The organism is Neolewinella persica DSM 23188, from assembly GCF_000373105.1.
GTDB lineage: Bacteria > Bacteroidota > Bacteroidia > Chitinophagales > Saprospiraceae > Neolewinella > Neolewinella persica.
Map to the genome: position 1 here is coordinate 62,681 of NZ_KB890469.1, position 11,931 is coordinate 74,611.

At 51.9% G+C, this 11,931-nt stretch carries 9 protein-coding genes; 2 read left to right on the forward strand and 7 right to left on the reverse strand.

What is annotated here, in order from left to right; translation table 11 throughout:
• Nucleotides 1-19: 19 nt before the first annotated feature.
• Complete coding sequence (locus B036_RS0123970; RefSeq protein WP_157472367.1) at nucleotides 20-694, reverse strand: hypothetical protein; 675 nt, start codon at nucleotides 692-694, stop codon at nucleotides 20-22.
• A gap of 198 nt (nucleotides 695-892) precedes the next feature.
• Here B036_RS0123970 and B036_RS0123975 point away from each other — a divergent pair, with 198 nt between their 5' ends.
• On the forward strand, nucleotides 893-2,242 hold the full coding sequence (locus B036_RS0123975; RefSeq protein WP_020571284.1) for an MATE family efflux transporter: 1,350 nt from the start codon (nucleotides 893-895) through the stop codon (nucleotides 2,240-2,242).
• A gap of 267 nt (nucleotides 2,243-2,509) precedes the next feature.
• Here the strand turns inward: B036_RS0123975 and B036_RS0123980 are convergent, their stop codons facing one another.
• From B036_RS0123980 to B036_RS34010, 3 genes are all read right to left on the reverse strand, one after another.
• On the reverse strand, nucleotides 2,510-2,947 hold the full coding sequence (locus tag B036_RS0123980; protein ID WP_020571285.1) for a hypothetical protein: 438 nt from the start codon (nucleotides 2,945-2,947) through the stop codon (nucleotides 2,510-2,512).
• 360 nt (nucleotides 2,948-3,307) lie between these two features.
• Nucleotides 3,308-6,406: a DUF4961 domain-containing protein gene (locus B036_RS30835; RefSeq protein WP_020571286.1), complete on the reverse strand. Its 3,099-nt coding sequence runs from the start codon at nucleotides 6,404-6,406 to the stop codon at nucleotides 3,308-3,310.
• A gap of 198 nt (nucleotides 6,407-6,604) precedes the next feature.
• On the reverse strand, nucleotides 6,605-7,285 hold the full coding sequence (locus tag B036_RS34010) for an RNA recognition motif domain-containing protein (protein ID WP_020571287.1): 681 nt from the start codon (nucleotides 7,283-7,285) through the stop codon (nucleotides 6,605-6,607).
• Nucleotides 7,286-7,674: 389 nt separating this feature from the next.
• Between B036_RS34010 and B036_RS30840 the strand changes: the two genes are divergently transcribed.
• Nucleotides 7,675-8,880 (forward strand): C40 family peptidase, encoded by a 1,206-nt coding sequence (locus B036_RS30840; RefSeq protein ID WP_083926304.1) that lies wholly within the window; start codon nucleotides 7,675-7,677, stop codon nucleotides 8,878-8,880.
• A 355-nt stretch (nucleotides 8,881-9,235) separates the two neighbouring features.
• On the opposite strand, the gene B036_RS32600 is transcribed toward B036_RS30840, so the two are convergent.
• From B036_RS32600 to B036_RS30850, 3 genes are all read right to left on the reverse strand, one after another.
• Entirely contained in the window at nucleotides 9,236-9,625 is a 390-nt protein-coding gene (locus tag B036_RS32600; protein ID WP_020571289.1) for a 2TM domain-containing protein, read from the reverse strand.
• Between the two features lie 27 nt (nucleotides 9,626-9,652).
• Nucleotides 9,653-10,312 carry a phosphatidylserine decarboxylase family protein gene (locus B036_RS0124005; RefSeq protein ID WP_020571290.1) on the reverse strand — a complete coding sequence of 220 codons (660 nt, stop codon included), beginning with the start codon at nucleotides 10,310-10,312 and terminating at the stop codon, nucleotides 9,653-9,655.
• 82 nt (nucleotides 10,313-10,394) lie between these two features.
• Nucleotides 10,395-11,852 (reverse strand): pyridoxal phosphate-dependent decarboxylase family protein, encoded by a 1,458-nt coding sequence (locus B036_RS30850; protein WP_044103758.1) that lies wholly within the window; start codon nucleotides 11,850-11,852, stop codon nucleotides 10,395-10,397.
• Between the last annotated feature and the right edge of the window lie 79 nt (nucleotides 11,853-11,931).

Consider the following 11,931-nt stretch of genomic DNA (forward strand, 5'->3'; position numbering starts at 1 on the left):
GGTTCGGGTTTGGGCTTATTCACCATTTATCCATATCCTCATCCCAGGTCGGGTAATAATTCTTTCCTGGGTTGGGGTGGGCGTAGTGTCGGGCGTGGATGATAACTTTACCTCCGTTATCTTCGAAAGTATCCGTGTAATCACCTGCTATGACTTTAGAAAGGTAACCTCGACCTGGCATGCCTTCAGGGTTAAAGGCAATACAGGTACCATTTAGTTCTTTCTCCCAGCCAAAAAGGCGGGCAAACGTTGTGGGGAAGTGATTATAGGTCTGATAAACTGGAGGGCCGGGAGTGTCTTTATGGCGAAGCTTCGGTAGGCTCTTGAGGAACTCTTTCTCATTTATTCCTGCTGAGAGCAAGTCCTTCCAACCAGCAAACAGCGGGTCCCATTCTTTGGCTTTCTCCGGGTGGTCATACAGATTAGGGCCTTCAGCAGCGCTTCTGTACTTGCTTAGGACTTTTCCATCTTTCCATCGCTCAATAGTGTAGGCGGCATCATCTGAGCAGTAGTAGCGAATGATGGGGAAAAGTCTGGAAAGGGCGGCCGTCAATAAATTTTCATTTCGGCTTCTATCCCAGCTCGCGTAGTGGCCTAGGGAATCGAAATGTAACCACCCGGTATCGGCATCTGCCATCAAAAAAGTAAAGTGTGCACCCTCGTCTTCCCGTTCAACGGGCGCCATATCGTGCATACGACATTGGTTATCGAAGAAGGAGATTAATTGGTTCCGGGCAGCCGCTGTCTTACCCTTCCCTACCCAAATTTTTGTGAAACCATAATCTGAACCCATCGTGTTTTTCCCGGAAAGATAAGGCGTACTTTTGCGCCCTAAAGGCGAGCGGCAGCCAAAGTATATTCCCTGCTCCTTTTTTCCATTACCTCTTTCAAAATGTCCACCGCTCAGCGTCCTTTCCTCCTTAACGGCCCCTTATCCAAAGTGATGTGGTCGCTGGCGTTGCCAGCGATTGCGGCAATGATGCTTTATGGTCTGAACGCTTTCATGGATACGGTCTTCGTCGGGCAACTGATGAACGAGGCAGCGTTGGCGGGAATCGCCCTGGCCTACCCGCTGGTTGGTGTAACGATGACGCTGGCCAACCTGACGGGGACTGGCGCGGCAAACTTACTCAGCATTGCCATCGGAGAAGAGGACCTGGATACACAAAGCAAGATCCTACCCAATGCTAACCTGATGGTGCTGTTGGCCTGTGGTTTTTTTGCCATCCCCAGTTACGTATTTGCGCCGGAGATGATCGGTTGGATGGGTGGCTCCGGCGAAGTGCTGGATTACGGCGTCACCTACTTCCGAGCTACCCTGTGGGCGGCACCGTTGTGGACGTACGGCCTGAGCCTGAACTTCATCATCAGGGGAGAGGGGAAAATGCGGGTGGCTGCCAGAATGATGGCCTACGGCCTCGGGCTGAACCTGATACTGACGCCAATCCTGATCAAATACGGGGAAATGGGAATCGCCGGAGCAGCATGGGCTTCTAATGTTGGCATGTTGGTTTACTGTATTGTTGAGGTCAGATATTTTAAGCGAGGAAAAGCTTCTTTTGGCAGTGATGTGACTTCGCTGGCCTACGATAGCCGGGTGTTTAAGCAGATAATGAAGCTTGGGTTCCCTGGCTTCATCATCGGGTTGATGGGCCTGGTTCAGGCCATTGTCGTCTTCAATGCCATTGTTGGTGTTAGCCCGGATGGCGAACGGGACCTGGCTTTCTTTGCCGCAGTTAGCCGAATCATGTTGTTCATGATGACCCCACTGTTTGGATTCATGCGTGCCTTACAGCCCATTGCTGGTGTCAACTTTGGCGCCGGACAACTAGACCGGGCAAAAGAAAGCTATTGGTTGTTTGTTCGTACGGGCTTTTACCTGGTATTCCCGTTTTGGATCATCCTTAACCTCTTTCCTGAACTTTGCCTGCGGCTGGTGTTACCTGACTTCACTTTTACCGACCAGGATTTTCTTTTCTTCCACCTATACATGTTCATGCTGCCGATTTTTCCGCTGGTGTTCAATGCCCTCACGTGGTTGCCAGCAGTGAATCGGCCGAAATACGCCAGCTACGTGGGCATTGCCCGGCAACTGGTCTTCTTTGTTCCGGTAATGTTGATCCTACCACAATTCTTCGGCCTGTCAGGCATTTACTACGGAGCAGTTGGGATCGACCTGGTGATCACGGTTTGGTTGGTGTTGCTGGTTCGTCGGGCGATGCGTAACATGGTGGAAGGGTAGAGCTTATTTACCACTAAGGCACTAAGAACACTAAGTTCTACACTAAGGGAAAGGGAACCATTAAGGGCATTTAGGCATTAAGAAACGGCCTCACAAGTTGTTCCCACAGAGGAGAGCACAGACGATGCACAGAGTTTTTACAGGCGATAGTGAGCAGCGCCGTGCGGCAGCCCAATCGCCAATCGAGACTCCTTAATCGAGAATCGAGAATTCAACGAACGTAGTGAGCAGCGCCGTGCGGCAGCCCAACCGACTATCTACTACCCACTACAACTTGTCCCATTTAAGCCGCAGCGTTCCATCAACCTCAGAAACATTAATATTAAAGTTGTTCTTCGTCAGGCGGTTAATGGTGCCTATCCAGCGGAAGGCAAGGAAACCTGCGCCGTCAAAGAAGTCGGCATCTATGGTAAACTCCAGGTCGTCGTCCAGGTCACGTAAGGCGTCGATGAACCAGGTGCCGACGAAGAAACGGCCGTCTCCCGTCAGGTATTCAAGTCGTCCGTTGGGCAGAAAGGTGATTCGGTCTCCGGCAAATTCGTTCGTTACATTGTCGTTGAACAGTGCACCGTCTTCGTTGAAGGAAGCTTTTTCAATGATCCAGGTACCGAGCAGCCGGTCTTCCCGACGTTCAACACGATCCTGGATGCTACAGCCCGTTGTAAGTAACAGAGCGAGGGCAAAAAAAGCGTACAGATATTTCATGGTATAGGTTTTAAATTATACCATTAAGGTCCGGAGACTATGCCAAAGGGATGCACCTTAAAGCGGGGTTTAAGCTGGTTTTAACGGAAATCGGAGGGTTATCTATGGTTGCCTTCCGGATGTTAACATTTACTTACATGTAGGAGGGAGTGCCCGGGGGTGCGGCGGAGGCGTTTCAATAGTCGCCGTACAAATTTTGTCCGGCTTCACCAGGAGAAAAGGATTTGTCGGACGACCGGCCCACCCGCCCGACGGACACTTTCTCGTTTGCGACGCAGTGGCAAAAACGAGAAAGTCCGTCGGGCGGTTAGTTGAGGTTTATTTCGCCAAAGAACCGGAACCTTTACCGTAAGATCATACTTACCGCAACACTACCGCCCGCACACCGGTGCCAATACCATCGTTGATTTTAAGGAAGTACAAACCGGCCGGTTGGCCGCTTATCGTTAGGGGCAGTTGTTGTGCACCGCTACCCAGATAGCCCCGGTACATCCGTTTTACCATACGACCGGTAGCGTCCATGAGATCAACCGTTACGTCGGAAGCAGTGGTCAGCTGAAAGCTGACGTTCAAATCTCCCGCGCTGGGGTTCGGGCTGACGTTCAACTGGAGGCGGGCAACTTCCCGGTCATTAAGGGAGGTTGGCAGTTGACCAGCCATCGGCGCAATTGGGGTAGAAAGGAAAACCCGAAACTCTCCGGGATTTAAAGAAAAGCTCGCGTTAATGTTCGTAACATTGGTCGACTCCTGAGCAAAGTAATCGTGCCATGTTCCCGTTCTAGGGAATACACCGTTGATGGCCGCAGCAGTAACGCCGAAATTACCGACGATAACGGCCTCTCCATCATCTCCACGCAGGTGCAGAATCTTACTAGTGGTGCCGAGTTGCTCCTTCGTAACTTCTCCATGGAAAAAGTCATAGTTATTGCGGAGGTACATCAGATCGGCGATCACGTTGTAGACTTCGGCCCGGTCGTAATCGTTCCGGTAATCCCAGCGTATTGGTTTAGGATCCACCCGGCAGTTTTCATTTGTTCCTCCGCCCGGACAGTAGTTGATTGGGAAATCATAACCTAATTCTCCGAATTGCCAGAGCATTTTAGGGCCAGGAACGGTGTAGAAGAAGGCACTGGACAGCTTTATCCGGTCGAGACCGGTATTTTCGTTCTTGACGTCATATGTACCCGAACTATTGCCGAACTGCTCATTCTTGTATTGCATCCGCTCTTCATCGTGGCTTTCCATATAGGCCACGAGGTTTGGGGTGTCGAATCCACGATTATTGGCCAGCACTTCCCGGATATTAGCGGGATACCCCATAGAGGCCTCCAGATAGGCGTTGTGTGGGTTAAAGCCGGACCAGAAATACATCCCCTGTCCATATTCAGCCAGTTCCTTCTCTTCCCGGCTTTCGGCCAGGTGCTCCATGATCATATAGGCACCGTCTTCTACGCTCCATATGTGGTCGGCATAGTCCTTAATAATTGCCACCCGGGTGGCATCATACCGGTTCCAGAACCCGACGTCACTTCCGGAGAACAACTGTGTAAATCCTTTACTCAGGTCAAAGCGGAAACCATCGATTCGGAATTCTTCCAACCAGTAACCGGTGGTCACTTTTACGTATTCTTTGGTCAGCGCGCTTTCGTGGTTGAAATCATAGCCGACGTTAAAGGGGTGCCGTGCAATGGGGTTGAGGTAGGGGTTGTCGAAAGTTGGCCGGAAGTTGGCCTCGTCCCACCACATACGAGCCAGGGAAGACTGACCGAATGCGTGGTTGTACACTACGTCGAGAATGACGGCCATCCCCCGTGAGTGTGCCTCATCTACGAAGGCCTTCAGGTCTTCCGGGCTGCCGTAATACTTGTCCAGCGCCATGTGGAAGCTCACGTTGTAGCCCCAGCTGTTATTGTTTTCGAATTCGCTTACCGGCATCAACTCGATGGCATTAACACCGAGGCGCTCCAGGTAATCGAGGGTATCAGTCAAAGACTTGAAGCTGTGGTCCGCCAGGAAGTCACGAAGGAGTAATTCGTAGACGACCATTTTGTTGGGGTCCGGGCGCTCATAATCGGTAGTTTGCCAGTTATAGGGGGCGACGGCGCGCCGGTGCCAGGAAACAAGACCAGTAGTAGCAGTGGTGGGGTAGGGGGGGATCCCTGCAAAGGTCGTCGCGCTGATGAACCGATCGTTGTTTGGGTCAAGGATTAAGGTTGAATAGGGATCAGGCTGGAGAATATTACCATCAATTAGGTACTGGTACAGCAAATCACCTTCGATTTCGGCGGCGGGGATGGTAAGCCAGAAGGTTTCCCCGTCCGAGGACTTCTTCATCCTGCTTGCCCCCGATACGGACCAATCACTGAAATTTCCTAAGACAAAGACATCGGTTTTACCTGGAGCACGCAGTTGTAGGAGTACGTCGCCATTCTCCATATCATTTGCTCCGGGGCGGAAGCCCGCGGGGGGCTCTGCCACTTCGGGTGGACCGGTAAGAAAGGTCACCCGGTCAGTAGTAGTTGCTCCTTCGTAAGTGGCGGTTAGGGTATAGGTGGTAAGCGCTCCGGCCGGAAGCGTTATTTGCTCGTCGAAGTTTGCTGCGGTCCCGCTGAACACTTCATTGGTTCCGTCTGAAAGGCTTAGCTCCGCCGTTATATAAGAAGTGCCCGCCATTCGCACGCTGGCACCCTGGGTAGCGTTAACAATTTCCATTGTTGGAGTAGTAAAGGCAGAGACCAGGCGGGCGTCGATTTCAAAAGAGTCCCGTACTTCCATACCATCGTCGGTGGAAGCAATGATCATGATCTTGTGTGGGCCGCTGGTGGTGAAAACTAAATCGTGGGCCAGCTGGACGCCCATACCGGAGGCCACCTGGGTTCCATTGTCGAGGATACTGAGGTCGGCTTCCCGGGTAGCTCCCGCTAAGATGGGAAGTGGTCGTCCCAGCGCCCAGTCTGCCTGGCCTGGATCACCGACTACCGTAAGGCCGAGTGCGTTTCCTCCGGCACTTACGTCAACGAAGATATCAGAGCCTCCGGTTCCTTTCCCTTCCTTACTCCCGTCAGCATTTCGGAAAACAAAGGCAATTTTCTGAATTTCTTCGGCCGTAGGTACGCCGAAGTAACCCCGCACAGTAGGCCCGAAAGTGTAAGTGAATTTGTTGATCTGTCCACTAACCGGGGTTAATTTCCAGGCAGCGTTTGCCACACCCCATTCGGTCTGCACATACTTCCAGTCGCTGGAGCCGCTACTGTTATTGGTTATTACGCCCGTATGCAGGTATACGTCGCAACCACAATTGGCCAGTCCGGCAGTTCCCTGAGTTGCGTCGAAGGTAATGGTAACCGATTGGTCATCGGTGGGGGCTGCCGGGTTCGTGGTGATGAGTTGAGCGGACAGGCCAAGGTAGCCGAATACAGCTAGTGCGGACAGCAAAGTCCGTAGGATAGATAAATGCATGATGTAACACTACTTTTAAATTCGAGTTAGAGCAAAAAAAAGATATGCTCTTAGAACGAAGATAGAACAAAAAAAGCACCCACGGGCCAGGGCCTGTGAGTGCTGTTCTCGTTTCCTAAGCTACCTGCTGTGAGGTAGTTTTGTAGTAATATCGGTTCAGGTATTCCATTAAGGAACCTGAAATGAAGGCAGGTCAGACTACCAACGGTCGTTGCCGCCGCGCTCGTCGTCGTTACGGTCGAAACCGCCGCCACGATTGCCACGGTCATAACGACCACCGCCACCGCCGCCGCCGCCGTCGAAGCCACCGCCACGACCACCACGGTCGAAGCCGCCGCCACCGCCGCCGCCACGACCACCACGGTCATAACCGCCGCCGCCGCCGCCGCCACGACCACCACGGTCATAACCGCCGCCGCCGCCGCCACGATCGTAGCCACCGCCGCCGCCGCCACGGTAACCGCCGCCGCCGCCGCCGCCACGGTAACCACCGCCGCCGCCGCCGCCGCCATAGCCGCCGCCGCCACCGCCACGATAGCCGCCGCCACCGCCGCCGCCGCCACGGTAACCACCGCCGCCGCCGCCGCCATAGCCGCCGCCACCGCCGCCGCTAAAACCGCCACGTCCACCACCGCCACCTTGGCGATCGTTTTCTTTGACAACAATAGTACGACCGTCGAGGTCTGATTGATCCAAAGCTTCGATTGCAGCTTTGGCTTCTTCGTCGTTTGGCATCTCAACGAAACCAAAACCACGGGAACGACCGGTCTCCCGGTCAAGGATAATCTTAACTGACTCAACTTCGCCGTAAGCACTGAAGGTGTTCTGCAAAGTGTCTTCGTCAGTATCCCAGCTTAGCCGGGCAACAAATAAATTCATAACAATAAGGACAATGAAAAAAAAATTATGGAAAAAGCGAATCGATGACTAAGGCAATGCCGGGTGAAAGGGAAACAGAAAAAATGCTATTCAGATCTCATCTATACAATTAGCCTACTCAAAATCCGCCTGTTAAAGCTACTCTATGTAACAAAAAAATACTTAGAAGTTTCCGATACACGACAAAAATAAGCCGAATCAGGCAAAACGACGTTTTTTTCTTGCGTTTATACCCAAAAAAGCGACTAAATGTGGTAAAAAAGCTAAAACAGGAGGTTTGTTTACCTTGCTAATAGTGTCTTTTCTTTGCACCTGCGGCCCCGCCCCCTTATCATTGTGGGTAAAATACCTATCATCAGGTCCTACTCAATGCTGTAAAATCCACAATTGTGAGACAACTTATTCTTTTGTTACATTTAGTTGCCCTTGTGCTGGTTGCCGGGTCCTGCAAGGATAAAACGAAGGCCAAGAGCTTCGAGCAATTAGCGGACAACCTGAAAACGCATTTTGTCTCCGACAGCCGGGTAGATCGATTTGAAATTCAGCACAAGTCAGGTTTTAACGGGCTTTACCTGGAAGGATATACGACGATTCCCGCAGCCTATGACAGCTTGCAAGCCACCCTGGCTAACGGTTTTGTCGTCGCCGGAGATAATTTCCGGTTGCTGCCAGACGAAGTAGTTGGAGCACAAACCGCTGGTATCATCAAAGTTTCTGTCGCCAATCTTCGATCAAAACCCGGCCACAGCCAGGAACTAGCGACGCAGGCCCTGCTCGGAACCCCCATCCAGGTACTTGACTTTCAGGATGGCTGGTACCTGGTCCGCACTCCTGCCCGCTACCTGGCCTGGCTGGAACCAGGTGCGTTTGTACGGATGACGCCGGAGGAGGCAAAGCTTTGGTTAAACAGCGATCTGCGTGTTTTTGATGCTAAATCGGGAGAAGTACTGCAGTCACCAAATGAAGAGCTTACCCCAAATATTATTTCTACCATCGTTTTGGGTAGTCTTGTTAAATTTAGCAAGACCGGTACCGGGGCGTATGATGAAATTGAGCTGCCGGATGGAACAATTGGCCATTTATTAAGTGCTGATTTGGCTGACCCAAAGGCTTGGTTGAAAACGGAGACATTGGAGGTGGACTTACTGTTAGGCGTAGCCCGTAATTTGGCTGGGAGGCCCTACCTCTGGGGAGGGAACAGTGCCAATGCGCTGGATTGCTCCGGTTTTACAAAAACGGCTTACTACTTGAATGGCTTCGTAACGCCCCGGGATGCCAGCCAGCAAGTACACGCTGGCACCGAAGTTGAACTCACCCCTGATTTCAGTAACCTGCTTCCCGGTGACCTGCTATTTTTTGGTGGTTACCGGGACAATGGATCTGAAAAAATTACCCACGTCGGGTTTTATACTGGGAATGGCCGTTTTCTACATTCTGGTGCTGATAATGGCCGGATTATGGAGCAATCATTTTTACCGGAAGATCCGGACTTTGCACCACACCGCCTGGAATCCTTAATGCACGCTCGCCGGCTTAGTCCGGGGACACCGGGGGTGGTGCCGGTTGGAGAGGCGTTTGGTCGCGTGCTGGAGTGAGAGACTTTAAAGGAGGCTGTAACCACTAAGACACTAAGGTGTACACTAAGAAAAGGGAACCATTTAGGCATTAAGTACCGCTTCGCAGTTATTTGTTCTAACAGAGACTGGCACGGAGGGAGGCGCAGAGGTGCCGTCGTGGGAGGAGTAGGTACTCCGACAATCAAAGGCGTAGCGTCACGAGCGGAAGCGAGTATTGGTTCAGCTCGCCAGAGCTTTGACCACAGCCACCGACTTTAGTAGGGGAAACTCAAAAACGAGCGGAGAGAGTATCCATGTGCGGTAGCACTACTTACTATCCTCTACCAGTGGTGAAGCCACGTCTACTATGAAAATGAGCGAAGCGAATTTTCGACTAAACAAGGTCCTCGTCCCGGTAAGGCCGGTTATCCTGCAGCTCTTTCAATTCAATCCGGTCTCTTTCTTCTCTACGCCGACGAACTTCTTCATCCGTTATGTCGGGCATTGGGCCAGAGAATTCCTGGTCTTCCGGGTGGATGTCATCCGGGTCTGCCAAAGGACCGTACAGGCTAAGCCCCTGCATCGCAACACCGATACCCCAGCCAAGAATGGGCCAAATCGCCCAAAAGTTATAAGAATTGCCAAAGATGTTGAGGGCGATGAAGAACAGGGACATCACCAGATAGGTACGGAAGTGACGCTTGAAGTCAATCTTCTTTTCGCGGAGGGTCTTTTCCTCATATTTACGCTTCCGGTTGGCGCGGCGTTCTGTTCTCCTGCTCATAATGCTGATGGTGCGGGTTGTTACTTATTATAAACGTCCAATGATGGTTTTGTTGCCTTTTACCTTCTGATTCAATTCTACCTCCAGTTTGGTGCCCAGCGGAAGAAATAAATCAACCCGACTACCGAATTTGATGAAACCGAAGTCTTCTCCCTGGCGGACGGACTGACCTACCTTAAGGTAGTTTTTAATGCGTTTGGCCAACGCTCCTGCGATTTGACGCAGTAGAATCTCAGTATTGCCATTGTCAATTACCACCGTAGTACGTTCATTCTCCGTACTGCTTTTGGGGTGCCAGGCGACGAGGTACTTTCCTGGGTGGTAGGCATTGTATTTCACTTTGCCGCCAATAGGGTTTCGGTTGACGTGGACATTGACCGGAGACATGAAAATGCTTACCTGTAGTCGCTTATCCTTGAAATACTCCGTTTCTTCCGTTTCTTCAATGACTACGACCTTTCCATCTGCCGGCGCATAAATGATGGTGTCATCCTCCTGTGGAACCACCCGGAGCGGGTTGCGGAAGAACTGCAATATGACCAGGTAAAAAATAAGGCTAATTGCTGCGGCCAGCCATCCCCAAGACGGAAGCTGCCAAAAAACAACTGCGGTAACTAGGCCCAGGACTATCAATAACACCAACAATAGTTGGCGGCCTTCAGAATGGATGCGAAAGAGTGTATTCACTAGTGGTAGTATTATTTTGGATGGTTAAATCAAGGGCAAATATGCAAGAATTAAACGTGGTGGAAACTGCATCGTTCGTCCCCTAAGTAAGAAACTGACTTCTTAGGTTAGTGATTTCGCCTCCAATGGATTGAATTGCCTGGAGTAAACCGGCCGTATGGTTAACCTCCGTCTTAGGATTAGTAAACGTACAACGCAGGTAAATCCGGCTGCGAAGCCGGGTCTGCACGAGATAATAATTAGTTTCTGCCACCAGTTGGGCCCGGATCATCGCATTGAGGTTGTCCAGGTCGTCGGCCGAATGTACCGGCATCGTTGGTCGGTACCGGAAACAAACAATATTACAACCAGGGTCGAGGGCCAACTCAAAAAGAGGGTTTGCCCGAACGTCGGCTGCGAAGTTGGCGGCAATTGTATTCACCCGAACCACGTAGTCCCGGAAAATATCAGAACCATAACAACTCAACAGGCTAAACACCCGCAAACTCATCATGTTTTTAGTACACTCGAAAGTGCGTCTGCCCATATTGTACCAGTCTTCCTCGTTGGTGTCGAAGGAAAGCAGGTAATCCGCTTGCTGGTGGAATGTGCGGAAGGCATCTGTGCCGTTCCGAAAGAAAACCCCGGTCGTAAGGCCGGGGCACATCATCATTTTATGGTAATCCATGATCATGCTGTCGGCCCGTTCGAGACCGTTGAGTTGGTGGGCCTTTTCAGGGTCAAGCCGAACGGGTGCGCCGTGTGCTCCGTCGATGTGAAACCATAGTCCGTGTCGTTCGGCAAAATCAGCAATGGCACCCAGGTCATCGAAGGATCCGGTGCTGGTGGTGCCGGCGCTGCCAATGATGGCAAGCGGTGTCATTCCCTTGGATCTTGCCGTGGAAATGGCCTCTTCCAGTAGCTCGGTCCGCATTCGGAATTTGTCGTCGGAAGGAATATTGACAACGCCTGCTTCTCCCCAGCCCATGATCCGTACGGCGCGGTCAATGCAATAATGGGCTTGTTCATTGACGAATACACATGGGCGAAGGTCTCCGTTACCGTCCTTCCATGCGTCTCCAGAGGGCCACTTTGCGGCACGGGCGGCAAGTAGGGCGGTTAGGTTGGCCAGGGTACCTCCGTTGGTCAGGAAACCACTGGTGCCTTTAGAGAGCTGTAGCAAGCCAGCGGTATGCTCAATGACCAGGCGTTCCATTACGGCTCCGGCCCGACCCATTTCAAAAATGGCTGTACTACCGTTGATGATACCGTTTAGGAGGTCAGCTAAAGCCACCAGCGGTGCTGGCGGATTCATCTGGTGCCCCATATAGTAAGGGCTGTGGAGGTGAACAGAGTCAGTGAGTACCTTTTTGAAAAGGTCATCCGGCGTTGTCCCTTCCTTCAGCAGCGTCCGGAAGCCTTCCAGCATGTCGCCGGGTTCGGCGTGTGGGTTCGCCACAGCTTCTGGCGTGCTTTTGAGATAGTCGGCCAGGAGGTCGACGAGGGAATGGCCTTGCCGGCGAAAAGTGGCAGGGTCATAGAGCTGGGTAAGGCTTTTCATGGGGGCGAAGATAAGGCGCGGCCGCAGGTGCAAGGGAAGTGTTAATGAATGGGGAAAGGATTAAATGCGCTGCCGCAGG